The organism is Pseudomonas sp. G5001, from assembly GCF_013385475.1.
Taxonomy (GTDB): domain Bacteria; phylum Pseudomonadota; class Gammaproteobacteria; order Pseudomonadales; family Pseudomonadaceae; genus Aquipseudomonas.
This window is the reverse complement of record NZ_JACAPZ010000005.1, coordinates 426,834-451,413: the sequence shown is the minus strand read 5'-3', so window position 1 is coordinate 451,413 and position 24,580 is coordinate 426,834. Positions and strand designations below refer to the sequence as shown.

Annotated in this window: 23 protein-coding genes; 4 read left to right on the top strand and 19 right to left on the bottom strand. The window is 59.8% G+C overall.

Annotation, left to right across the window (positions count from 1 at the left end; all coding sequences use genetic code 11):
- Positions 1-3: 3 nt before the first annotated feature.
- The gene (locus HX805_RS03450; RefSeq protein WP_102370124.1) at positions 4-906 is read right to left on the bottom strand and encodes an AraC family transcriptional regulator; all 903 of its coding nucleotides are present in this window, start codon (positions 904-906) and stop codon (positions 4-6) included.
- Between the two features lie 99 nt (positions 907-1,005).
- Here HX805_RS03450 and HX805_RS03445 point away from each other — a divergent pair, with 99 nt between their 5' ends.
- Positions 1,006-1,359 (top strand): carboxymuconolactone decarboxylase family protein, encoded by a 354-nt coding sequence (locus tag HX805_RS03445; protein ID WP_177116613.1) that lies wholly within the window; start codon positions 1,006-1,008, stop codon positions 1,357-1,359.
- On the opposite strand, the gene HX805_RS03440 is transcribed toward HX805_RS03445, so the two are convergent.
- Positions 1,337-2,302, bottom strand: coding sequence for a GlxA family transcriptional regulator (locus tag HX805_RS03440; RefSeq protein ID WP_177068574.1), 966 nt, complete (start codon positions 2,300-2,302; stop codon positions 1,337-1,339). The genes HX805_RS03445 and HX805_RS03440 overlap by 23 nt on opposite strands.
- A gap of 266 nt (positions 2,303-2,568) precedes the next feature.
- Between HX805_RS03440 and HX805_RS03435 the strand changes: the two genes are divergently transcribed.
- A complete protein-coding gene (locus HX805_RS03435) occupies positions 2,569-3,210 on the top strand; it encodes an HD domain-containing protein (protein WP_003213877.1) in 642 nt (213 codons plus the stop codon).
- Positions 3,211-3,354: 144 nt separating this feature from the next.
- Here the strand turns inward: HX805_RS03435 and HX805_RS03430 are convergent, their stop codons facing one another.
- The 8 genes from HX805_RS03430 to HX805_RS03395 all read right to left on the bottom strand — a co-directional run bounded on the left by HX805_RS03430 (position 3,355) and on the right by HX805_RS03395 (position 12,611).
- Positions 3,355-4,242 carry an ABC transporter permease subunit gene (locus HX805_RS03430; RefSeq protein WP_008438909.1) on the bottom strand — a complete coding sequence of 296 codons (888 nt, stop codon included), beginning with the start codon at positions 4,240-4,242 and terminating at the stop codon, positions 3,355-3,357.
- Positions 4,239-5,159: an ABC transporter permease subunit gene (locus HX805_RS03425; RefSeq protein WP_003213882.1), complete on the bottom strand. Its 921-nt coding sequence runs from the start codon at positions 5,157-5,159 to the stop codon at positions 4,239-4,241. The genes HX805_RS03430 and HX805_RS03425 overlap by 4 nt, the downstream gene beginning before the upstream one ends.
- On the bottom strand, positions 5,156-6,298 hold the full coding sequence (locus HX805_RS03420) for an ABC transporter ATP-binding protein (RefSeq protein ID WP_003195240.1): 1,143 nt from the start codon (positions 6,296-6,298) through the stop codon (positions 5,156-5,158). Before HX805_RS03420 ends, HX805_RS03425 begins: the two co-directional genes overlap by 4 nt.
- 75 nt (positions 6,299-6,373) lie before the next feature.
- Positions 6,374-7,468 (bottom strand): polyamine ABC transporter substrate-binding protein, encoded by a 1,095-nt coding sequence (locus HX805_RS03415; protein ID WP_003213885.1) that lies wholly within the window; start codon positions 7,466-7,468, stop codon positions 6,374-6,376.
- Between the two features lie 240 nt (positions 7,469-7,708).
- Positions 7,709-8,803: a polyamine ABC transporter substrate-binding protein gene (locus HX805_RS03410; RefSeq protein ID WP_177009125.1), complete on the bottom strand. Its 1,095-nt coding sequence runs from the start codon at positions 8,801-8,803 to the stop codon at positions 7,709-7,711.
- Positions 8,804-9,010: 207 nt separating this feature from the next.
- On the bottom strand, positions 9,011-10,375 hold the full coding sequence (locus HX805_RS03405) for an aspartate aminotransferase family protein (RefSeq protein ID WP_003213889.1): 1,365 nt from the start codon (positions 10,373-10,375) through the stop codon (positions 9,011-9,013).
- Between the two features lie 58 nt (positions 10,376-10,433).
- Positions 10,434-11,792: a glutamine synthetase family protein gene (locus tag HX805_RS03400; RefSeq protein WP_003213891.1), complete on the bottom strand. Its 1,359-nt coding sequence runs from the start codon at positions 11,790-11,792 to the stop codon at positions 10,434-10,436.
- A gap of 39 nt (positions 11,793-11,831) precedes the next feature.
- Positions 11,832-12,611 carry a gamma-glutamyl-gamma-aminobutyrate hydrolase family protein gene (locus HX805_RS03395; RefSeq protein ID WP_177116612.1) on the bottom strand — a complete coding sequence of 260 codons (780 nt, stop codon included), beginning with the start codon at positions 12,609-12,611 and terminating at the stop codon, positions 11,832-11,834.
- A gap of 278 nt (positions 12,612-12,889) precedes the next feature.
- On the opposite strand from HX805_RS03395, the gene HX805_RS03390 reads away from it, so the two are divergent.
- Positions 12,890-14,266 carry a glutamine synthetase family protein gene (locus HX805_RS03390; protein WP_003213894.1) on the top strand — a complete coding sequence of 459 codons (1,377 nt, stop codon included), beginning with the start codon at positions 12,890-12,892 and terminating at the stop codon, positions 14,264-14,266.
- A 251-nt stretch (positions 14,267-14,517) separates the two neighbouring features.
- Positions 14,518-15,156: a TetR/AcrR family transcriptional regulator gene (locus HX805_RS03385; RefSeq protein ID WP_177116611.1), complete on the top strand. Its 639-nt coding sequence runs from the start codon at positions 14,518-14,520 to the stop codon at positions 15,154-15,156.
- 171 nt (positions 15,157-15,327) lie between these two features.
- Here HX805_RS03385 and HX805_RS03380 read toward each other — a convergent pair whose 3' ends face one another.
- The 9 genes from HX805_RS03380 to argA all read right to left on the bottom strand — a co-directional run bounded on the left by HX805_RS03380 (position 15,328) and on the right by argA (position 24,483).
- Entirely contained in the window at positions 15,328-15,543 is a 216-nt protein-coding gene (locus HX805_RS03380; RefSeq protein ID WP_003213899.1) for a molybdopterin-binding protein, read from the bottom strand.
- A 29-nt stretch (positions 15,544-15,572) separates the two neighbouring features.
- Positions 15,573-16,379: an aliphatic sulfonates ABC transporter ATP-binding protein gene (gene ssuB / locus HX805_RS03375; RefSeq protein WP_008438906.1), complete on the bottom strand. Its 807-nt coding sequence runs from the start codon at positions 16,377-16,379 to the stop codon at positions 15,573-15,575.
- On the bottom strand, positions 16,376-17,164 hold the full coding sequence (gene ssuC, locus HX805_RS03370) for an aliphatic sulfonate ABC transporter permease SsuC (protein ID WP_008438905.1): 789 nt from the start codon (positions 17,162-17,164) through the stop codon (positions 16,376-16,378). Before ssuC ends, ssuB begins: the two co-directional genes overlap by 4 nt.
- 9 nt (positions 17,165-17,173) lie before the next feature.
- Positions 17,174-18,322 carry an FMNH2-dependent alkanesulfonate monooxygenase gene (ssuD, locus tag HX805_RS03365; protein WP_003213905.1) on the bottom strand — a complete coding sequence of 383 codons (1,149 nt, stop codon included), beginning with the start codon at positions 18,320-18,322 and terminating at the stop codon, positions 17,174-17,176.
- Between the two features lie 25 nt (positions 18,323-18,347).
- Complete coding sequence (locus tag HX805_RS03360) at positions 18,348-19,316, bottom strand: sulfonate ABC transporter substrate-binding protein (protein WP_003213907.1); 969 nt, start codon at positions 19,314-19,316, stop codon at positions 18,348-18,350.
- A 108-nt stretch (positions 19,317-19,424) separates the two neighbouring features.
- Complete coding sequence (gene ssuE / locus HX805_RS03355; protein WP_003213909.1) at positions 19,425-20,018, bottom strand: NADPH-dependent FMN reductase; 594 nt, start codon at positions 20,016-20,018, stop codon at positions 19,425-19,427.
- Positions 20,019-20,335: 317 nt separating this feature from the next.
- The gene (locus tag HX805_RS03350) at positions 20,336-20,974 is read right to left on the bottom strand and encodes a peroxiredoxin (RefSeq protein WP_003195267.1); all 639 of its coding nucleotides are present in this window, start codon (positions 20,972-20,974) and stop codon (positions 20,336-20,338) included.
- A 273-nt stretch (positions 20,975-21,247) separates the two neighbouring features.
- Positions 21,248-22,591, bottom strand: a complete 1,344-nt coding sequence (locus tag HX805_RS03345) for an OprD family porin (protein WP_134327499.1) — start codon at positions 22,589-22,591, stop codon at positions 21,248-21,250.
- A 593-nt stretch (positions 22,592-23,184) separates the two neighbouring features.
- Positions 23,185-24,483: an amino-acid N-acetyltransferase gene (argA, locus tag HX805_RS03340; protein WP_003213914.1), complete on the bottom strand. Its 1,299-nt coding sequence runs from the start codon at positions 24,481-24,483 to the stop codon at positions 23,185-23,187.
- Positions 24,484-24,580 lie beyond the last annotated feature (97 nt).

The following is a 24,580-nucleotide window of genomic DNA, read 5'->3' as shown; positions in this document are numbered from 1 at the left end:
CGTCTACCGTGCTCGCAGCCGCCCCGGCGCCTCACCGTAGGTTTCCTTGAATTTCTTGCTGAACGCCGCCTGGGATTGATACCCCGCCCGAGCGGCAATATCCGTCAGGCTCAGCCGCGACTGATGCAGCAGGTTGAACGCCAGCTCCATGCGCAACTGCGTCAGCAACACCCACGGCGACACGCCCGCCACTTTGACAAACCCACGCATGAACGTCGCCCGGGACATCGACGCGGCGCTGGCCAGGCTGTCGATGGTCCACTCATGCCCGGGATCCGCCAGCATCGCCTGCCAGGCCTTGCCCAGGCGTTTGTCGGTCAACAAGGCAAAGGTGCCCGCCACCGGCGCTTGCTGCGTCAGCCATGCCCGCAGGATCAGGGTGAACAACGCCGACGACAGCGCATCAATGAAAAACCGCGCCCCCAGCCGCTGCCCGTCCGCCTCGCTGCGCAACAGTGCGATCAATGCCGCCAGCTGCCCATCGGCCTGCCATTGCCGGCTGGACACCACCAGGTAGTCCGGCAACGCACTGAACAGCAACGACTGGCGGTTGTAGCGAAAGCTGCCGCAGAGCATGTCCACGTCCGGCTGCTCACCGCCCAGGCGATGGATCGGCAGCAAGCCGCCTTCGATCACGGTCTGCGCCACCGGCTTTACCCGCGCGCCCTGGCTGCGCACCAGGTGCGTCGCGCCACCGGGCATCAACAGGATGTCGCCCTCCTCCAACGTCACCTGCTGCCCGCCGGACAATTCGGCGCGGCAGGTGCCCGCCAGCACAATGTGATACGGCGCCACGCCCAGCGGCTCGGGCTCGTGGTCCATGGCCCAGGCGCCCTGGAACTGGCAACGCAGGTCCAGGCTGCCTCGCAGGTTGGCCAACGCGATGAGGGTGTCAATGGAGTTCATTTGCGAGCATCGGTCAAAAAGGTGAGTGGATCGAACAAAAGCGCCAAACCTGAACCGCGCACACTGGCTTCACACCCAACCCGTTCAGGAGTTAACACGATGTTCAATAACTGGTCCGACTTGCTGCCTACCGTGAAGAAAGCCTTTGGCGCGCTGGGCAAGAGCAACCCGAAGATGGTCAAAGCCTACATGGCGCTGGGGGAAGCAGCCGAGGAAAATAACGTTCTGGATGCCAAGACCCGCGAGCTGATTTCCATCGCCGTGGCCATCACCACTCGCTGCGACGGCTGCATCGGCGTGCATTCCGACGCGGCGATCAAGGCCGGCGCCACCCGCGAAGAAGTGGCCGCGACCCTGGCCACCGCGATCTCGCTGAATGCCGGCGCGGCGTATATCTACTCGCTGCGCGCCCTGGAAGCCTATGACACGCTCAAACCGGCGCCGCAAAGTTAAGCCGGAATTGTTGCGGCGTCACGCCCAGCCGGCGATTGAACACACTGCGCATGTGCTGGGCATCGCGAAAGCCGCATTGATACGCCACGGTCTTGAGCGGTGCGTGGGTGCTTTCGAGCATCACCCGCGCCGCATCCACCCGCGCCCGCTCGACGAACTCCGCCGGAGTGATCTGCGCCTCCCGGGCAAATACCCGCGAGAAGTTGCGCGCGCTCATGTTGGCGGCTTTGGCCAGGTCGGCGATGGTCAGGTCGCCCGTCAGGTTGGCCAATACATACAGCTGCACCAGCGCCACCGCCGAGGTGGCTTGCGCGTGGGGTGTCAGGAACGGGCTGAACTGCGACTGCCCGCCGGAACGCTGGGTGAACACCACCAGGCGCTTGGCCACGCTGAGGGCGACTTCCGGGCCGTGGTCCTGGGCCAGCAGGTACAGCGACAGGTCGATGCCCGCCGTCACCCCGGCCGAGGTGTAGAGGTTGCCGTCCTGCACATAGAGGCGGTCGGCTTCGACCTGGGCCGATGGGCATAAGGCGGCCAGATCGGCAGCGTCGCCCCAGTGGGTGGTGACGGTGCGCCCGTCCAGCAACCCGGCGCGGGCGAGCATGAAGGCGCCGTTACAGATGGAGCCGAAACGTTTCGCTCGCGCGCTGGCGTCACGCAGCCATTGATTGAACACCGGGCCGAAATCCTCGAAGGGCAACTGCGGCCCGCCGGCCATCAATAGTAAATCGTAGGGCTCGACGGCCTCGCTGAAATGCCGGTGTGCCTGCAAGGACAAGCCGTTGGAACAGGCCATGTTGCCGTGCCCCAGGCCAATCACCTCCAGCTGGTAATGCGCCTCGGGCGGCAGAAAACGGTTGGCCTCGCAGAACACATCCAGGGGCCCGGTCACGTCCAGTGACTGGACGCCGGGGAAGATCAGGATGGCGACGGTTTTGCCCATGAGCAGGAACACCTTTTTCTAACTGAATAAACACAACCCTTGTAGGAGCTGGCTTGCCGGCGATGCAGACACCTCGGTGTAGCAGGTATACCGAGGTGATGCTATCGCAGGCAAGCCAGCTCCTACATTTGATCGCGCATAGCCTTGGCGCGATATCGCGGCAGATTGGCCGGGATCGCATCCTCGCCGCGATGGCCCCTTCGCGGGCGCGCGACCAGACTGGACTCATCGGCGCCAACCCCGGCGCTTTCTTGAGGAGAACGACCATGAGCACCACCATCGCCGGCATCAAGATCCCGGACAGCGCCCTGGCCAAGGCCACCACCGAATACATCCGCGACATCGAATCCGACCTGCTCTACCACCACTCCCGCCGGGTGTTCCTGTTCGGCGCATTGAGCGGCGAGCGCCAGCAGTTGGCCTATAACCCGGAGTTGCTGTACGTCGGCGCGATGTTCCACGACCTGGGCCTGGTGGAAGGTCACCGCAGTGACGACGAACGCTTTGAAGTGGACGGCGCCAACGCGGCGGCGGACTTTCTCAAGCCTTACGGGTTGAGCGATGACGACATCGAACAGGTGTGGTTGTCCATCGCCCTGCACACCACACCGGGGGTGCCCAAGCACTTGCGTCCAACCGTGGCGTTGGTGACGGCGGGCGTGGAAATGGATGTGCTGGGAATGGAGTACGCGGCGTTTACCAGCGTGCAGCGCGAAGCGGTGGTGCATGCGCATCCACGGGGTGAAGGGTTCAAGGAGTGCATCATCTGCGCGTTTGCCGACGGCCTGCGCCATCGTCCGCAGACTACGTTTGGCAACGTGAAGACCGATGTGCTGGTGGACCAGGAGCCGGGGTTCAAGCCGATGAATTTCGTCGAGGTGATTCGCAAGTCGCCTTGGACTGCTTAACCCGAATTGGAATGCAATCAAAATGTGGGAGCGGGCTTGCTCGCGAAGGCAGTGGATCAGTCAATACATCCGGTGACTGACACTGCGCTTTCGCGAGCAAGCCCGCTCCCACATTTTTGATCCGGTTTCTTCAGGGCTACCTGATTAGACCGGTGCTGGAGCCCGACGCGAATCCGCCGGCTTCTCCCAACCATCCGCAGCCGCTTCCTCAATCGCCTGCTGGATCGCTTTCTTGCGGTGCTCTTCCGCACGACGGCTGAAGAACCACACCAGGAAGGTCACGATCGACACCGCCAACAGAATCAGGCTGGCCACGGCGTTGATCTCGGGTTTAACCCCCAGGCGAACCGCCGAGAATACTTCCATCGGCAACGTGGTCGAACCCGGCCCCGACACGAAGCTGGCCAACACCAGGTCATCCAGCGACAGCGCGAACGACATCATGCCGCCCGCCGCCAGCGACGGCGCGATCATCGGGATGGTGATCAGGAAGAACACCTTCCACGGCCGCGCACCCAGGTCCATGGCTGCCTCTTCAATCGACAGGTCCAGCTCACGCAAGCGCGCCGACACCACCACCGCCACATACGCCGAACAGAACGTGGTGTGGGCGATCCAGATGGTCACCAGGCCACGTTCCTGCGGCCAGCCGATCATCTGCGCCATGGCCACGAACAGCAGCAACAGCGACAGGCCGGTGATCACTTCCGGCATCACCAGCGGCGCCGTCACCAGGCCGCCGAACAGCGTGCGGCCCTTGAACTGGCTGATGCGCGTCAGCACGAACGCCGCCAATGTACCGAGTGCCACCGCCGCAATCGCGGTGTAGCAGGCGATTTCCAGGGAACGACCGACCGAGCCCATCAACTGGGTGTTGTCCAACAGGCCGACGTACCACTTGATCGACCAACCGCCCCACACCGTCACCAGTTTGGATTCGTTGAACGAGTAGATCACCAGGATCAGCATCGGCAGGTAGATGAACAGCAACCCCGCCACCAGCATGAAGCTTGAGAAACTGACGCGCTTCATATCTTGCCCTCCATCTCTTTGGCTTGGCTGCGGTTGAACAGGATGATCGGCACGATCAGGATCGCCAGCATCACCACCGCCAGGGCAGACGCCACCGGCCAGTCACGGTTGTTGAAGAATTCTTGCCACAACACTTTACCGATCATCAGGGTTTCCGGACCGCCCAGCAGTTCCGGGATCACGAACTCGCCCACCACCGGGATAAACACCAGCATGCAGCCGGCGATGATGCCGTTCTTGGACAGCGGCACGGTGATTTTCCAGAAGCTGTTGAAGGTGCTCGAACCCAGGTCCGACGCGGCTTCCAGCAGGCTCTGGTCGTGCTTCACCAGGTTGGCGTACAGCGGCAGGATCATGAACGGCAGGTACGAATAGACCACGCCGATATACACCGCAATGTTGGTGTTGAGAATCTGCAGCGGTTCGTTGATCAACCCGATGGACATCAGGAAGCCGTTGAGCAACCCGTTGTTGCTGAGGATGCCCATCCACGCATAGACCCGGATCAGGATCGCAGTCCAGGTCGGCATCATGATCAGCAGCACCAGCACGGTCTGGATTTCCTTGCGTGCGCTGGCAATGGCGTAGGCCATCGGGTAGCCGATCAGCAGGCAGAGGATGGTGCTGAAAAACGCCATCTTCAGCGAGCCCAGGTACGCCGCGATGTACAACTCGTCATCGCCCAGCATCCCGTAGTTGGCCAGGTTCAGCACCAACTGCAGTTTCTGTTCAACGAAGGTGTAGATCTCGGTGTAAGGCGGGATCGCTACGTCGGCTTCGGCAAAGCTGATCTTCAAGACGATGAAGAACGGCAGCATGAAGAACAGGAACAACCAGAGGAAAGGGATCCCGATGACCACATGCCGGCCACCGGGGGTTATTCGTTGCAGCTGGCGTTTGAACTTCTTCATGTTCATGAGCGAAGTACCACGCCGCTGTCGTCTTCCCACCACACGTACACCTGGTCGCCCCAGGTAGGGCGCTGGCCACGGCGTTCGGCGTTGGCCACGAAGGATTGCACCAGCTTGCCGCTCGGCAATTCGACGTAGAACACCGAATGGCCGCCGAGGTAGGCGATGTCGTGCACCTTGCCGCTGGACCAGTTGTGCTCGCAGGTCGGCATTTCGGTGGTCACCAGCAGCTTTTCAGGGCGGATGGCGTAGGTCACCGACTTGTCTTCCACCGAAGTGGCGATGCCGTAGCCGACGTAGATATCGCGGTCCAGGTCCGGGCACTTGAGTACCGCGTGGCCTTCGGCGTCATCCACCACCTGGGTGTCGAAGATGTTGACGTTGCCGATGAACTCGCACACCAGGCGGCTGGTCGGCGTTTCATAGATGTCGATCGGGCTGCCGATCTGGGCGATCCAGCCCAGGTGCATGATCGCGATGCGCTCGGCCATGGTCATGGCCTCTTCCTGGTCGTGGGTCACCATCACGCAGGTCACGCCCACGCGCTCGATGATCTCCACCAGTTCCAGTTGCATCTGCGAACGCAGCTTCTTGTCGAGTGCGCCCATCGGCTCATCGAGCAGCAGCAGTTTCGGACGCTTGGCCAGGGAACGCGCCAGCGCCACCCGCTGACGCTGGCCGCCAGACAGCTGGTGAGGCTTGCGCTTGGCGTACTGGCTCATCTGCACCAGCTTGAGCATCTCGGCCACACGGGCGTCGACCTCGGCCTTGGGGATCTTGTCCTGCTGCAGGCCAAACGCGATGTTCTGGGCCACGGTCATGTGGGGGAACAAGGCGTAGGACTGGAACATCATGTTGATCGGCCGCTCGTACGGCGGCATGTCGGTGATGTCCACACCGTCGAGGTAAATGCGTCCTTCCGTTGGGCGCTCGAAGCCTGCGAGCATGCGCAGCAAGGTGGATTTGCCCGAACCCGATCCGCCGAGCAAGGCGAAGATTTCGCCTTTCTTGATTTCCAGGGACACATCGTCCACCGCAATCGTCTCGTCGAACTTCTTCGTGACCCGGTCGATTTTGACCAGCACCTTTTTCGGTGTCTGGTCGCCCTCGAGGGCTTTCTTATAGGCGCCGGAGGCAACTGCCATTTACGAAACTCCCAGAATAAAAAGAGTGCAGCTCGCCCAATACGGGCCAGCCTTGGATAGTTTGAGCGTTAAGCCTTACTTGCCCGTCTTGACCTTGGTCCAGCTACGGGTCATCAAACGTTGCACTTTCGGGGGTAGCTCGAAGTTGACAAAAGTCCGGTCGAGAACCGCCTGCGGTGGGTAAACCGCTTCGTCGGTGCGTATCGATTGCTCCATCAGTTTGTCCGCCCCTGGGTTAGGGTTGGCGTAACCGACGTAATCACTGACCTGAGCGATCACTTCAGGTTTCAGCAAATAGTTGATGAAGGCGAGGGCCTCTTTGACGTTGGTGGCATCCTTGGGGATGGCCAGCACGTCGAACCACAGGTTGCCGCCTTCTTTCGGAATCACATAGGCGATGTTCACGCCCTTGCCCGCCTCGGCTGCACGAGCCTTGGCCTGGAACACATCACCGGAGAAACCGGCCGCCACGCAGATGTTGCCGTTGGCCAGGTCCGAGATGTATTTGGAAGAATGGAAGTAGGTCACGTAGGGACGCACTTTCAGGAGTTTCTCTTCAGCCTTCTTGTAGTCTTCAGGGTTGGTGCTGTTGGGGTTGAGGCCCATGTAGTTGAGCACCGCCGGCAGCATTTCATCCGCCGAGTCCATGAACGACACACCGCAAGTGGCCAGCTTCTTCATGTTTTCCGGCTCGAACAGCACGGCCCAGGAGTCGATATGGTCGACGCCCAATACTTCCTTGACCTTGTCGACGTTGTAGCCAATGCCGTTGGTGCCCCACAGATACGGCACGGCGTACTGGTTGCCCGGGTCGTTCTTTTCCAGGCGCTTGAGCAGCGCCGGGTCGAGGTTGGCGTAGTGGGTCAGTTGCGACTTGTCGAGCTTCTGGAACGCGCCGGCCTTGATCTGCTTGCCGAGGAAGTGGTTCGACGGCACGACCACGTCATACCCGGTACGCCCGGCGAGCAACTTGCCTTCCAGGGTTTCGTTGGAATCAAACACGTCGTAGACCGGCTTGATGCCGGTGGCCTTTTCAAAGTTGGCCAGGGTGTCCGGGCCGATGTAGTCCGACCAGTTATAAATATGCACAGTCGGGGCGGCCTGCACGCTGACAGCCAGCGTGATACCTGCACCCACCAGCAAGGCTTTGCGAAATAAAGAAATTGGCAAGTGGAGGTCCTCTTAAATAGTTGGGCCCGAAGTTGTTGCCCGGCAACAAAACCGGCGCGCAACTTACCCTCGATAAACCGATCCGGCAAAACTTTCTGTCATTTAATTGGTGGGAGCGGGCTATGTGGGAGCGGGCTTGCTCGCGAAAGCGGCGTATCAGTTGATACATACGCTAGCTGACACACCGTCTTCGCGAGCAAGCCCGCTCCCACACCAGCCCGCTCCCACAGGTTTTAAGGCTTACTTGCCCGATTTGATTTTGGTCCAGCTGCGGGTCATTTCCCGCTGAGTAGCAGCCGGCAAGTCAGCAATGGCATACAGCTTGGCTTGCACGTCCGCTGGCGGATAAATGCCTGGGTCGCTGGTGATGTCTTTGTCGACCAACGCGGTAGCTTTCTCGTTACCGTTCGGGAAACGTACGCTGTTGGTAATGCCCGCCATGACTTCCGGCTTCAGCAGGTAGTTCATGAACTTGTAGGCAGCGTCGACATTCTCGGCATCTTTAGGGATAGCGACCATGTCATAGAAGCTGCCGGCACCTTCTTTCGGAATGTCATAGGCAACCTTGACCTTGCCACCGGCTTCAGCCGCGCGGGACTTGGCCTGTTGCACGTCACCCGAATAACCCACGGCTACGCAGATGTTGCCGTTGGCCAGGTCGGAAATGTACTTGGACGAGTGGAAGTAGCCGATCGAAGGACGCAGCTTGAGGAACAGGGCCTCGGCTTGCTTGAGGTCTTCCTTCTTCTGGGTGTCGGTCGGCAGGCCCAGGTAATGCAGTGCCACTGGCAGCATTTCGGTTGGCGAATCGAGGAAGCTCACACCGCAGCCTTTGAGCTTGGCGAGGTTTTCCGGCTTGAGGATGGTGTCCCACGAGTCGATCTTGTCGATGCCCAGCGCGGCCTTGACCTTCTCCGGGTTGTAGCCGATGCCGATCGAGCCCCACATGTACGGGAAGGCGTGCTTGTTGTCCGGGTCGCTGATGGACACGGCTTTAAGCAGGGACTTGTTCAGGTTGTCGTAGTTCGACAGCTTGGACTTGTCCAGTTCCTGGTAAACACCGGCCTTGATCTGCTTGGCGAGGAAGTTGTTCGACGGCACGACAATGTCGTAGCCGGACTTGCCTGCCAGCAACTTGGCTTCCAGGGTTTCGTTGGAGTCGAACACGTCATAGACCACCTTGATCCCCGACTCTTTTTCAAAGTTCGCGATGGTGTCCGGTGCGATGTAGTCGGACCAGTTATAAACGTGCAGCACTTTATCGTCGGCGTTTGCCGCGCCTGCCATGGCCCCCATCAGGGACAAGGCCAGGAGGGTCTTGCCAGCGTTCTTCAAACCTAATGCCTTCATTCGGTCATGCTCCAATTTTTTCTTTTTTGGGCCACGTTCGTTCTTTAATTACAACGTGTTTCGCAGCCCGTCTAAGGGCGACAAAACAGGGCGACAGTCTGGCAAGTTCAGGGGCCGGCTTTCAACCAATGCCCCGCTTTTCTAACACCCCAGAAGCAGCGCCCGACAGGCGCTGCGTTCTGAGCCTAGCATTTAGCCCTGCAATGCCGCCAAAGTCAGGTCCAGGCAGTGCCGCGCCTTGGTCACCAACTCGTCTATCTCGGCCTTGCTGATCACCAACGGTGGCGAAATGATCATGGTGTCGCCGACGGCGCGCATGATCAGGCCATTCTCGAAGCAGAACGTGCGGCAGATCATGCCAACACCACGGCCTTCATAACGCTTGCGCGTTGCCTTGTCCTGAACCAGTTCGATGGCACCGAGCATGCCCACACCGCGAACTTCCCCCACCAGCGGGTGATCAGCCAGTTCCCTCAAACGCTTTTGCAAATAGGGTGCCGTTTCGTCGTGCACGTGCTTAACAATTTGTTCATCGCGCATGATGCGGATGTTTTCCAGGGCTACCGCTGCCGCCACCGGGTGACCGGAATAGGTGAAGCCGTGGTTGAAATCACCGCCTTCGTTCAGCACGGCGACCACTTCGTCGCGCACGATCAGGCCGCCCATCGGGATGTAGCCGGAGGTCAGGCCCTTGGCGATGGTCATCATGTCGGGCTTGAGGCCGTAGAAATCGCTACCGAACCACTCACCGGTGCGGCCAAACCCACAGATCACTTCGTCAGCCACGAACAGGATGTCGTACTTGGCGAGGATTTCCTTGATGCGCGGCCAGTAGCTGTCTGGCGGCACGATCACGCCACCGGCACCCTGGATCGGCTCGGCAATAAAGGCACCGACGTTGTCCACGCCCAGTTCCAGGATCTTCTCTTCCAGCTGGTTGGCCGCCCACACGCCGAATTCTTCCGGGCTCATGTCGCCGCCTTCGCCGAACCAGTAAGGCTGGGCGATGTGGACGATGCCCGGGATCGGCAAGTCGCCTTGTTCATGCATATAAGTCATGCCGCCCAGGCTGGCGCCGGCCACGGTTGAACCGTGGTAGCCATTCTTGCGGCTGATGATGGTTTTCTTGTTCGGCTGGCCTTTGATCGCCCAGTAGTGGCGGACCATACGCAGCATGGTGTCGTTGCCTTCGGAGCCGGAGCCGGTGAAGAACACGTGGTTCATGCCTTGCGGGGCGATATCGGAGATGGCTTTGGCCAGTTCCAGCACCGGCGGGTGGGCGGTCTGGAAGAACAGGTTGTAGTAAGGCAGTTCTTTCATCTGCTTGGCGGCCGCATCAGCCAGTTCATCGCGACCGTAACCGATCGCCACGCACCACAGGCCGGCCATGCCGTCGAGAATCTTGTTGCCTTCGCTGTCCCACAGGTAAACGCCGTGGGCTTTGGTGATGATCCGTGGGCCTTTCTCTTTCAATTGCTTGAAGTCGCTGAACGGCGCCAGGTGGTGATCGCTGCTCAAGGCTTGCCATTCACGGGTTTGCGGGTTGTTGCTGGACATACCAATCTCCTAGATGTTTCAGGTGAGGACGCGCCGTTTGAAGGGCGCGCCCGGCGCATCAGACGGCGAAGAGCAGGAATTCCCGCTCCCACGAACTGATCACGCGCTTGAAGTTTTCATGCTCGGCCCGCTTGACCGCGACGTAGCCTGTGATGAATTTGTGACCCAGGTATTTCTCGATGGTCTTGCTGTTTTCCATGCGTTCCAGGGCGTCTTCGATGGTCAGCGGCAGGCGCAGGTTGCGGCGCTCGTAACCACGGCCCACCACCGGTGCGCTTGGGCTGATGCCTTCGACCATGCCGATGTAGCCACACAGCAAGCTGGCGGCGATCGCCAGGTACGGGTTGGCGTCGGCACCGGGCAGGCGGTTTTCCACCCGACGGTTTTGTGGGCCGGCGTCCGGAACCCGCAGGCCAACGGTGCGGTTCTCTTCGCCCCACTCCACGTTGACCGGCGCCGAGGTGTCGGGCAGGAAGCGGCGGAACGAGTTGACGTTAGGGGCGAACAGCGGCAACAGCTCGGGGATGAATTTCTGCAGGCCGCCAATGTGGTGCAGAAACAGCTCGCTCTTGGTCCCGTCTTCATTGGAGAACACGTTCTTGCCGGTGGCGATATCGATGATGCTCTGGTGCAGGTGCATTGCGCTGCCGGGCTCGCCGGTCATGGGCTTGGCCATGAAGGTGGCTGCCACGTCGTGCTTGAGCGCCGCTTCGCGCATGGTGCGCTTGAACACCAGGATCTGGTCGGCCAGGGACAGTGCGTCGCCGTGACGGAAGTTGATTTCCATCTGCGCCGTGCCGTCTTCGTGGATCAACGTGTCGAGGTCCAGTTCCTGCAATTCGCACCAGTCGTAGACGTCTTCGAACAACGGGTCGAATTCGTTGGCCGCTTCTATAGAGAAGGACTGGCGGCCGGTCTCCGGGCGACCGGAACGGCCAATCGGCGGTTGCAGCGGGAAGTCCGGGTCTTCGCAGCGCTTGGTCAGGTAGAACTCCATCTCCGGCGCCACGATGGGCTGCCAGCCCTTGTCGGCGTAGAGCTTGAGGACTTTCTTGAGCACGTTGCGCGGCGACAGCTCGATCGGGTTGCCTTGCTTGTCGTAGGTGTCGTGGATCACCTGGGCCGTAGGCTCTATGGCCCAGGGCACGAGGTACACCGCGTTCTCGTCCGGGCGGCAGATCATGTCGATGTCGGCCGGGTCGAGCAATTCGTAATAGATGTCGTCTTCGACATAGTCGCCGGTCACGGTCTGCAACAGAACGCTTTCGGGCAGGCGCATGCCTTTTTCGGCGATGAACTTGTTGGTCGGCGAGATCTTGCCCCGGGTGATGCCGGTGAGGTCGCCAATCATGCATTCGACTTCTGTGATCTTGTGGTCTTTCAACCAATCGGTGAGCTGGTCGAGGTTGTTACTCATAAATGCCTCTGGGCTGTGTTTCCTGACATCCATTAAAGGTCAGGCGTAAGTTGACGCAGCATCCGCGTCGCGTTGCATCACCCGCTTTCGACAGGCATTGCCAAATGCCTGGAAGATTGCGAGGTAGTGCGGGTTAGAGCTTACCTGCCATTCGGGGTGCCATTGCACTCCTAAAGCAAAAGCCTTGCCCGCGGGCACTGAAAAGCCTTCGATCAGGCCATCCGGCGCGGTGGCCTCGACCTGGAAACCGGCCGCCAGGCGATCAATGCCCTGTGAATGAATCGAGTTGACCTGGATCGTCGACGGCAAGCCCAGGCTTGCCAATACCCCATTCGGGGAGATGGTTACCGGATGTGCCGGGCCATACTGGATGTCCAGCGGCTGGGTGTCGTCTTCGCGGTGATCCATCATGCCCGGCACTTCATGAACCTTCTGGTGCAGGCTGCCGCCAAACGCCACGTTCATTTCCTGGAAGCCACGGCAAACCCCCAGCACCGGAACACCGGCCGCTATGGCTGCACGCAGCAGCGGCAGAGTGGTTTGGTCCCGTGCAGAATCATGAGCAGTCCCGGGCGCGCTGGCCGGACCGTCGTAGTGAAAGGGTTCGATATTGGAAGGTGAGCCGGTAAATAGAATGCCGTCCAGGCCGTCAAGAATATTGGCCGGGTCGAGCAGATCCGCCAGGGACGGAATAATCAACGGCAAGCCCTTGGCAGCGGTGGCCACTGCACGGACGTATTTGTCGCCACTGATGTGATAAGCATGCAGACCGACCTGTTTGGAGCAGGCGGTGACGCCGATTAACGGCAGGCGAGACATGAAGCACCCCGGTATTATTGCTGTTATGGGTTTGAATCGAGCTTAGCCTTGTTCATTTTTTTACACAACACCCCCGTAAAAAATACAACACGGCCCGCTCAAACGTGCTGGTTCCAAGAGCCCCAATCCCAAAAAATTGCCCCAAAAAGCCCCAAAAAAGCCCTCACGGCGCTTTTTTAGGGCAAAAAAGGCCTCGCTTGACTTCGGCATGCCGTTCGGGTTGACTGAAACCCGAAGAGATCAATGATTGATATTTTTAACAACAAAGGTGTTGCATCATGTCGGTACCCCCGCGTGCCGTTCAGCTTAACGAAGCGAACGCGTTCCTTAAGGATCATCCTGAGGTTCTGTACGTAGACCTTCTAATTGCGGATATGAATGGTGTGGTGCGCGGCAAGCGCATCGAACGCACCAGCCTCCACAAGGTTTACGAGAAGGGCATTAACCTGCCTGCCTCTCTATTTGCCCTGGATATCAACGGCTCAACGGTGGAAAGCACCGGCCTGGGTCTGGACATCGGTGATGCTGACCGAATCTGTTATCCAATCCCCGACACCCTGTGCAATGAACCCTGGCAAAAGCGCCCAACCGCGCAACTGCTGATGACCATGCACGAACTCGAAGGTGAACCTTTCTTCGCCGATCCTCGCGAAGTACTCCGCCAAGTTGTAAGCAAATTTGACGACCTCGGTCTGACCATCTGCGCCGCATTCGAGCTGGAGTTCTACCTGATTGACCAGGAGAACGTGAATGGCCGGCCACAACCGCCCCGCTCGCCGATCTCCGGCAAACGCCCGCACTCGACACAGGTCTACCTGATCGACGACCTCGACGAATACGTCGACTGCCTCCAGGACATTCTGGAAGGTGCAAAAGAGCAAGGCATCCCTGCCGACGCCATCGTCAAGGAAAGTGCCCCGGCGCAGTTCGAAGTGAACCTGCACCACGTTGCCGACCCTATAAAGGCCTGCGACTACGCGGTACTGCTCAAGCGCTTGATCAAGAACATCGCCTACGACCATGAAATGGACACCACCTTCATGGCCAAGCCTTACCCGGGCCAGGCAGGCAACGGCCTACACGTGCACATTTCGATCCTGGACAAGGACGGCAAGAACATCTTTGCCAGCGAGGATCCCGAGCAGAACGCCGCATTGCGTCACGCGATCGGCGGTGTGCTGGAGACCCTACCCGCCCAAATGGCGTTCCTGTGCCCTAACGTCAACTCCTACCGTCGTTTCGGCGCACAGTTCTACGTGCCGAACTCGCCGTGCTGGGGCCTGGATAACCGCACCGTGGCGATTCGCGTACCGACCGGCTCGTCCGACGCCGTACGTATCGAACACCGTGTGGCCGGGGCTGATGCCAACCCTTACCTGCTGATGGCTTCGGTATTGGCGGGCGTGCATCACGGCCTGACCAACAAGATCGAGCCTGGCGCACCGGTGGAAGGCAACAGCTACGAGCAGAACGAACAGAGCCTGCCGAACAACCTGCGTGATGCCCTGCGCGAGTTGGACGACAGCGAGGTGATGGCCAAGTACATCGATCCTAAATACATCGATATCTTCGTCGCCTGTAAGGAAAGTGAGCTGGAGGAGTTCGAACACTCCATCTCCGACCTTGAGTACAACTGGTACCTGCATACCGTGTAAGCGGTTGCCGAGCTAAAAAAACGCCGCAGGCCTTTGGCCTACGGCGTTTTTTTATGGCTGTTGTGGCGAGGGAGCTTGCTCCCGCCGGGCTGCGAAGCGGCCCCAATAAGAACACCGGGTTCTTTCAGGCGGAACCGAGGTGCAGGTCTTGGGCCTGCTGCGCAGTCCAGCGGGAGCAAGCTCCCTCGCCACAGGGTATGGATCATCCAGTGGCTCTGCGTACAATGCCCGCTGCCCTGTAGGAGACTTCAATGAATCGCCCTGCCACTCTTCGCAAACCCCGCGCCCGCAGCCAGGCCCGGATCGACGCGATCCTCGACGCCGCCCGCACCTTGCTGGCCGCCGAAGGCGTGGCCAGCCTGTCGATCTACAGCGTGGCCGAGCGGGCGCAGATTCCACCGTCATCGGTGTATCACTTCTTCGCCAGCGTGCCGGCGTTGCTGGAGGCGCTGACCGCTGACGTTCATGCGGCCTTTCGCGGGGCCATTCAGGCGCCCATCGATCATGATTCACTCAAGCACTGGCGCGACCTATCCTGCGTGGTGGAGCAGCGCATGCTCAGCATCTACAGCAACGACGCCGCCGCCCGCCAATTGATCCTGGCCCAGCACGGGTTGACCGAAGTGACACAGGCCGACCGCCAGCACGACCTGGAGCTGGGAAACCTGATGTTTGAGGTGTTCAACCGGCACTTTGAGGTGCCGAGCCTGCCCGCCGATGTCGACGTGTTTGCCCTGGCCCTGGAACTGAGCGACCGCGTCTACGCGCGCTCGGTGCATCAGCATGGGCAAATCACCCCGCGCATGGCCGAGGAAGGCATGCGGGTGTTTGATGCGTATGTGGGGCTTTATCTGCCGGCGTTCTTGCCCAAGCGGGTGGCTGCGCTCTGATTTTTTGTTGCCTGTCCGGGCCTCTTCGCGAGCAAGCCCGCTCCCACATTCGACCGTATTCCAAAGGTAGAACTCGGTCAAATGTGGGAGCGGGCTTGCTCGCGAAAGCAATCTTGAGAACGACAAAAACCCCGACAGGCTTTCACCTTCGGGGTTTGTGCGAACCATTGATCACAACTTGGCGATCGACACCTCGGTGGATTTCACGAAGGCAATCACTTCACTGCCGATCACCAGTTCCAGCTCTTTCACCGAGCGGGTGGTGATCACGGAAGTGACGATGCCGGACGCGGTCTGTACGTCGATTTCCGACAGCACGTCGCCTTCGACGATTTCCTTGATGGTGCCTTTGAACTGGTTACGCACGTTGATGGCTTTGATAGTCATGGTCGTTCTTCCTGTGTAAGACAAGTGAGTTATTGAGCCCAACGCAATTGCGTAGGCAGCGGTGAAACAGGTTCGGGTTCCGGCGGGGTGCCGGGCAGCGACAACACACGGTTAAGCACTTCGGTTTCCAGCGCCGCCAGGCGGTGGGAGCCACGCACCCGCGGACGTGGGAGTTCCACGTGCAGGTCGAGGCCGATTTCGCCGTCTTCGATCAAAATCACCCGATCGGCAATGGCCACGGCTTCGCTGACGTCGTGGGTCACCAGCAACACGGTGAAGCCGTGCTTCTGCCAGAGGTTCTCGATCAGTTGCTGCATCTCGATCCGGGTCAGGGCATCCAGCGCCCCCAGCGGTTCGTCCAACAGCAACAGGCGCGGTTGGTGGATCAGGGCGCGGGCCAGGGCCACGCGCTGCTTCTGGCCACCGGACAACGCCGCCGGCCACTCATTGGCGCGCTCGGCCAGGCCGACCGCTTCCAGCGCTTCCAGTGCCTGCGGGCGCCAGTTGCCCTTGAGGCCAAGGCCCACGTTGTCGATGATCTTTTTCCACGGCAGCAGGCGCGCTTCCTGGAACATCAACCGCGTGTCTTCAATCGCTTCGCTCAGCGGCGCGGAGCCGGCGAGCAGTTCGCCGCCGCTGGCTTTGTCCAGCCCGGCCAGCAGGCGCAGCAAGGTACTTTTGCCGCAGCCACTGCGGCCCACGACCGCCACGAATTGACCGGCGGGAATATGCAGGTCGATTTCCTTCAGCACTTCCCGCGCGCCGAAAGCCTTGCGCAACTTGCGCACTGCCAGGGGAATGCCCCGCAGCAGGCGTGGAGGTTGTTGAGCGGTCATGCCGCACCTCCTTTATTCACTTGATAAGCCGGGTGCCAGCGCAGCCAGACTCGCTCCAGGCCTCGCGCCGCCAGGTCTGCCAGCTTGCCGAGGACCGCGTAAAGCACGATCGCCAGAACCACCACGTCGGTCTGCAGGAATTCCCGGGCGTTCATCGCCAGGTAGCCGATACCGGAACTGGCGGAGATGGTTTCCGCGACGATCAACGTCAGCCACATAAAGCCCAGCGCGAAGCGCACGCCCACCAGAATCGAAGGCAAGGCGCCCGGCAAAATCACTTGGCGAAACAGGCTGAAACCGGACAGGCCATAACTGCGGGCCATTTCCACCAGCGCCGGGTCGACGTTGCGGATGCCGTGGTAAGTATTGAGATAGATCGGGAACAGTGTGCCGAGGGCGACCAGGAATATCTTCGCCGTCTCGTCGATGCCGAACCACAGGATCACCAGCGGGATCAGCGCCAGGTGCGGCACGTTGCGGATCATCTGCACCGAGCTGTCCAGCAGGCGTTCACCCCAGGTCGACAGGCCGGTGATAAACCCCAGGGTCAGGCCGATGCTGCCGCCGATCACAAAGCCCAGGCCCGCACGCCAGCCGCTGATGGCCAGGTGGGTCCAGATTTCGCCGCTGCGCACCAGGCTGACACCCGCTTCGATCACCGCGCTGGGTGCCGGCAGAATGCGCGTCGACAACCAGCCGGCCGAGACGGACAGCTGCCATACCGCCAGTAACAGGATCGGCAGCGCCCAGGGCGCCAATCGATGACTTAACTTTTCAAGGTTCATGGCGGCGCCTCAGCTCTGGGACGCAGCTTTGGGAAGAATGTCGTTGGCGACCATTTCGCCGAACGGGCTGACGTAGCCGGCGCCTTTCGGCAACTCGGGACGCTCGATGTCCAGATGCGGGAACAGCAACTCCGCTACGCGATACGACTCTTCCAGGTGTGGATAGCCGGAGAAGATAAAGGTATCGATACCGAGGTCCGCGTATTCCTTCACCCGCGCGGCCACGGTCGGGCCATCGCCCACCAGTGCCGTGCCGGCGCCACCGCGTACCAGGCCTACGCCCGCCCACAGGTTGGGGCTGACTTCCAGGTTGTCGCGACTGCCGCCGTGCAAGGCGGCCATGCGTTGCTGGCCTACGGAATCAAAGCGCGACAACGACGCCTGGGCGCGGGCGATGGTTTCATCGTCCACGTGGGAGATCAGTTTGTCGGCGGCCTGCCAGGCTTCGGCGTTGGTTTCACGCACGATCACATGCAGGCGAATGCCGAAGCGCAGGGTACGTCCGAGCTTGGCGGCCTTGGCGCGAACCTGTGCAATCTTTTCCGCCACCGCAGCCGGAGGCTCGCCCCAGGTCAGGACCATTTCCACTTGTTCGGCTGCCAGGTCCTGGGCCGCTTCGGAAGAGCCACCGAAATACAGCGGCGGACGCGGTTGCTGGATCGGCGGATAGAGCAACTTGGCGCCTTTGACGCTGATGTGCTGGCCGTCGTAATCGACGGTCTCGCCTTCCAGTACGCGGCGCCAGATGCGGGTGAACTCCACCGACGCCTGGTAACGCTCTTCATGGCTCAGGAACAAACCGTCGCCGGCCAATTCATCCGGGTCTCCACCGGTCACCAGGTTGAACAACGCCCGGCCGCCGGACAGACGATCCAGGGTCGCGGCCTGACGCGCAGCCACCGTCGGGGAAATGATCCCGGGGCGCAGCGCGACAAGGAATTTCAAGCGTTGGGTCACCGGGATCAGCGACGCCGCCACCAGCCACGAATCCTCGCAGGAGCGGCCGGTGGGGATCAGTACCCCGCCGAAGCCAAGGCGGTCGGCCGCCTGGGCCACTTGCTGCAGATAACCGTGGTCTACGGCGCGAGCGCCTTCGGCGGTGCCAAGGTAATGGCCGTCGCCGTGGGTAGGCAGAAACCAGAAAATATTGAGGCTCATGGAGTTGTCTCCTGAAGAAGTCGGATTACGGCGCTTTGGCAACGGCGGCAGGTGGTGTCCAGATCACGTCCTTGATGCTCAAGGGTTTGGGGATCAATTTGAGTTGGTAGAAGCTGTCGGCGATTTTCTGCTGCGCCGCGATCACTTCTGGCGTCAGGAACTGCGCACCGTAGCCCTGGCGTTTTACCGAGGTCAGGGTGATGTCGGCCGGCAGGCCCAGCAGCGGAGCAACTTGTTCGGTGACTTGTTCCGGGTTGGCCTTGGACCATTCGCCCACGGCGCGGACTTCTTCCACCAGCGTCTTGATCACTTCAGGGTGTTTTTCGGCGTACGGCTTGGTGGCCAGGTAGAACTGATGGTTGTCGGCAATGCCGGTGCCGTCACGCAGGGTGCGGGCTTGCAGTTGCTTCTCGGCGGCTGCCTGGTACGGGTCCCAGATCACCCAGGCATCGACGCTGCCACGCTCGAACGCGGCGCGGGCATCGGCGGGCGGCAGGAACACGGTCTGCACGTCGGTGTATTTCAGGCCGGCATCTTCCAGGGCACGTACCAGCAGGTAATGCACGTTGGAGCCTTTATTGAGGACGACTTTCTTGCCCTTGAGGTCTTGCACCGATTTGATCGGCGAGTCTTTCGGTACCAGGATCGCTTCGCTGGTAGGCGCCGGCGGTTCATAGGCGACGTAGAGCAGATCGGCACCGGCAGCCTGGGCGAACACTGGCGGGGTTTCACCCGTCACGCCGAAGTCGATGGAGCCTACGTTCAATCCTTCCAGCAGCTGCGGGCCGCCGGGAAACTCGGTCCATTGCACTTGCACGCCCTGCTCGGCCAGGCGCTTTTCCAGCGAACCCTTGGCCTTGAGCAGCACCAGGGTGCCGTATTTCTGATAGCCGATCCGCAAGGTTTCGGCGGCCTGGGCTTGAACAATGGCACCGAAGGACACAGCCGCAGCAAACAGTGCGACCAGACCACGACGCAAGATGACAGTGCGCATGGCGCTCTCTCCAAATATACGATTAGGGGGTTGGCTGCACCTGCTTGGCCGTTGGCGGCTGAGTAAGGTGAGTAGTACTTGTCGAATTCAGGTAAAGCTGGGTAAGGCTTAAATGCTCCAGCGAGCACTCAACAAACGTTCATTCAACACATTGGGGTCAAGGGGTTTCGGGCGGCGGGCCATGGCGCTGTAGAACGTCTCCAAAGCCTCGCTCAAGCGTTGTTCCAGCACCGGCACCAGTTGCGCCTGGGCGCTGCCTTCGCCGTAGGCGATCTGGCTGTCTTCGGCGAAAATCCCGTGGAGCAATTCCTGGGCTTTCAATGCCGACAGCACCGGCTTCAGCGCGTAGTCCACCGCGAGCATGTGGGCGATGCTGCCGCCGGTGGCCATCGGCAACACTATTTTGTGGGCCAGGGCGCGTTCAGGCAGCAGGTCGAGGATGGTTTTCAGCGCGCCGGAAAACGAAGCCTTGTACACCGGCGTGGCGATCACCAGGCCATCGGCGTTCGCCACTTGCTGCAACAGGTCGATGATTTTCGGGCTATCGAACCGCGCGTGCAGCAAGTCTTCGGCCGGGAAGTCCCGTATCTGATAACTCACCACTTCCACGCCTTGTTGCTGCAACCAGTTGCGGGTGTGATCCAGCAAGACCCCGGACCGGGAACGTTGGCTGGGGCTACCACCAAGTGTTACGACCAGCATGTAGGAAATTCCTTTGGAAAGTGTCGGCGGTTCGCTATGTGGCGATGGCGCCAAGATGGGACAGACCATATCAGCCAATTTATATATCTATAAATCTTATTTTTTCATTTGTTTATTCTTTAAATGCATATGCTGCCGACTAAATCGCAGGCATAAAAAAAGGCCGTCGAAACGGCCTTAAAACCCCTGCTATGTGAGACTTGAAATGCGCGCAAGTGTGGGAGCGGGCTTGCTCGCGAAAGCGGTGTGTCATTCAAAGATGCATCAACTGACAGTGCGCATTCGCGAGCAAGCCCGCTCCCACATGTGGTTGTGTGTCAGCGATTCGGTTGAGGCGTGAGCCGCAGGTACGGCTTCACCGCCCGGTAACCCTTCGGAAAGCGTTTCTTGATCTCTTCCTCGTCCTTGAGCGACGGCACGATCACCACCTCGTCACCGTCCTGCCAGTTGGCCGGGGTCGCGACTTTGTGGTTGTCAGTCAGTTGCAGCGAGTCGATCACCCGCAGGATTTCGTGGAAGTTGCGACCGGTACTGGCCGGGTAGGTGATGGTCAGGCGAATCTTTTTGTTCGGATCAATCACGAACAGCGAACGCACAGTGAGGGTGTCACTGGCATTCGGGTGGATCAGGTCGTACAGGTCGGAGACCTTGCGGTCAGCGTCGGCCAGGATCGGGAAGTTGACGACGGTGTTCTGGGTTTCGTTGATGTCTTCGATCCACTTGTGGTGGGAGTCCACCGGGTCCACCGACAGCGCAATGGCCTTGACGCCCCGCTTGGCGAATTCATCCTTGAGCTTGGCGGTGAAACCCAGCTCGGTGGTGCACACCGGGGTAAAGTCCGCCGGGTGGGAAAACAGCACGCCCCAGCTATCGCCCAGCCACTCGTGGAAGCGAATCTTGCCGGCGCTGGAATCCTGTTCAAAGTCGGGGGCGATGTCGCCCAGTCTGAGGCTCATGGTGTGGCTCCTGATGAGTGCTTATGGAGCCCACTGTGCCTGTGTCGCGGATTATTTAAAAAGAATAAATATCGATTTATCTAGACGATAAAGGAATATTAAAAATCTGTTCATTGGACTTGGCAACGGGCGTGGATCAACATCCGCTTCAAGGTTCGAGAAGGCCTTGAGACGCTGTACAAAGAGGGGTTCAGGACGGGCTTGCGGGGGTTGAGCCCGGCTTGAAAAGTAAAGCACCCTGCCCGGCATTGCGCCGGGCAAGGTTTTACGCTCTTACAACAGCGGGATCGAGTAGCTGACGATCAGGCGGTTTTCGTCCTGGTCACGAGTCGCAACATCGGTGCGCCACATTGCGTTTTTCCACGCAACGCCGAGGTTTTTCAGCGGGCCTTCTGGAACAACGTAAGCCAGAGTCAAGTCGCGCTCCCACTCGGTTTTGTCACCGGTGGTAGTCTGGATGTTGCTGCCCTTGAGGTAGACAACACCAGCGGTCAGGCCTGGCAGGCCGACCTTGGCGAAGTCATACGCGTAACGAGCTTGCCAGGTGCGTTCGCCAGCACGGGCAAATTTCTGGATTTGCATGTCGGTAGTGGTGCTGTTCGACGAACCGTCACCTTGGTTCAGCCAAGGGAAGTCACTGTCGCCCTTGGTGTACTGGTAACCGCCACCAAAAGTGTGGCCGTTAACCGAATACAGCGCCAGGTAGCTGTACAGGTCGTTGTCAACCTTGCCGCTGGTCGCAGGGCGGGCACCGTCGGTGTAGTAACCCGAGGTGTAGTAGCCAGCGGTATTGGCATTCGCGCCATTATCGCGGCTGCGGTAGTAACGCAGGTCGCTTTTCAGCACGCCCGGGCCGATTGCCCAGTTGTGTACCAGACCCAGGAAGTTCTGGGAGTAGAAGTCTTTCAGCTCGCCAAAGTAGTACGAAGCGGTCAGATCCTTGGTGATCTTGTAGTCAGCACCGGCGTAGTAGAACTTGTTGCTGAATTTGCCGGTGTCATAGTTGGAGCTTTTGTTCGCGCCAGCAATCGACAGGTTTTCGTTGTTGCTGGAGTTACGGCCCTTGGCGGACTCGATTTGGCCAGCAGTCAGAGTCAGGTCTTTGATTTCGTTAGAAACGATCTCGCCGCCCTGGAAGGTCTGAGGCAACAGGCGACCGTCGTTGGTCTTGATCACCGGGTTGTTTGGCTGCAGGGTGCCCAATTTTGCCACGGTCTGGGAGATTTTGACCTTGCCGGTCACACCCAGGCTGGCGAAATCATTGACTGCCTTATTGCCGTCGCTCGGGAACACAGTGCCGCCCGAAGCGGTGCCGCTGTAGTTACCGTGATTTGCGCGGCTGGAGTCCAGACGCAGGCCATACAGGCCAATAGCGTCAACACCGAACTGAACAGTGCCTTGGGTGAAACCCGAGATGAAACGCAGATCGAAGCCTTGGCCCCATTCGGCGTTTTTGCTGCGGCTGCTGGATGTTGGAGCACCATCACGGTTATCCGTGTTGATGTAGAAGTTACGCAGACCCAGTGTTGCCTTGCTGTCTTCGATAAAACCTGCGGCGCCTGCTTGCTGGGCGATTGCACCCAGGGTCACAGCCAACGCCAATGTCGACTTCTTCATGTACCGCTCCTCTCATTTCTAATTTTTGTATTTCTTAGGTCTCGGGTCTGACGCCCTCGATCCACAGATGCGCGATTAGCACCGGATAGTGACTGACAAGTCAATCGTAACCTTGTGTGTCTACTACTTTCGTCTAACCGCAGTTAATTTGGTCCTTGCAGGGTAATGAGTTTTTCATACACCCAAAAAGAATTGTTTCGTCCTTTTTCATACCATTCAGGAATAACGCTTTCCATGGGACGGTCAAGCCGACAGGCGATGCCGCTCCATAAGCGTTTTCCGAAAGAGTATGTCTTTGCGCTTTTTTAGATCGTTTTGTGTTGACCAAACGGGGTCATACGTCACTCACGATCAAAAACGCGACGCCATCATGGCCAAACGCACATCATTCCGTCAATTTGTTACAGTTTTTGTATCGATGAAACTTTTCTGCCGTCCCAACAATCCACCTCACCGTACCCGGTGATAATGTCACTTTGATGTCAGTTATGTGTATAAATCGGCAAACCCTGTGTTCAGGGCCGATGCATCCGCCGAGGAGCATGACTCGCCGAAGTGACAGGCGAGAGGATTGCCCCCTCGCCCCTTCAGGCTTACAACGCCTTTTCGAAAATCTTCGAATTACGCTGATAGTTGTATAACGACGCCCGCGCCGACGGCAGGCGATCCACCGTGCTCGGCACAAAACCACGTTCGCGGAACCAGTGGGCGGTACGGGTCGTCAGCACGAAGAGCGTCTTCAAACCCTGGGCCCGGGCACGGGTCTCGATGCGCTCCAGCAGTTCGTCACCGCGACCGCCATGGCGGTACTCCGGGTTCACGGCCAGGCACGCCAGCTCCCCTGCGTCGGAGTCGGCGATCTGATACAGCGCCGCACAGGCGATGATCATGCCTTCACGTTCCACCACGCTGAACTGCTCGATTTCCCGCTCCAGCACTTCCCGGGAACGACGCACCAGAATCCCCTGCTCTTCCAGCGGGCTGATCAGGTCCAGCAACCCGCCGACGTCTTCAATCGCCGCTTCGCGCACCAGTTCAAACTGCTCCTGGGCCACCAGCGTACCGCCGCCATCCCGGGTGAACAGCTCGGTCAGCAAGGCGCCGTCTTCGGCATAACTGACAATGTGGCTGCGGCCTACGCCGCCCCGGCAAGCCTCGGCGGCCGCGTCCAGCAATTCGGCCTGGTAGTTGTTGCCCAGGCGTTGCAGGTGCGCGGGCACCTGTTGCGGCCGCAATTCACGCACCAGGCGGCCGTGCTCGTCGATCAGGCCGAGATCGGCACCGAACAGCAGCAACTTGTCCGCGCCCAGGTCGATGGCCGCGCGGGTGGCGACGTCTTCACAGGCGAGATTGAAGATTTCGCCGGTAGGCGAGTAGCCCAGCGGCGACAGCAGCACGATGGAGCGCTCGTCCAGCAGGCGGTTGATGCCCTTGCGGTCGACCCGGCGCACTTCGCCGGTGTGGTGATAGTCGACGCCTTCAAGCACACCGATCGGGCGCGCCGTCACCAGGTTGCCGCTGGCCACCCGCAGGCGCGAGCCCTGCATCGGCGAAGAGGCCATGTCCATCGACAACCGCGCTTCGATGGCGATACGCAGATGGCCGACCGCGTCGATCACACACTCCAGGGTTGCGGCATCGGTGATGCGCAAGCCTTCATGGTAAGCCGGGGTCAGGCCGCGGGCGGCGAGGCGGGTTTCAATTTGCGGGCGCGAACCGTGGACCAGCACCAGTCGCACGCCCAGGCTGTGGAGCAGCACCAGGTCGTGGACGATATTGCCGAAGTTCGGGTGCTCTACACCATCGCCCGGCAGCATGACGACAAAGGTGCAATCCCGGTGGGCATTGATGTAAGGCGAAGCGTGACGAAGCCAATTGACGTATTCGGGCATAAAAACCTGGGCCTGTAATAAAAAGCAGCCAAAAAAGGATGAATTGCAAAAACGCACAGCGGGCTGTTGGTTATCGTCGGAACAGGCTTGGCGACAC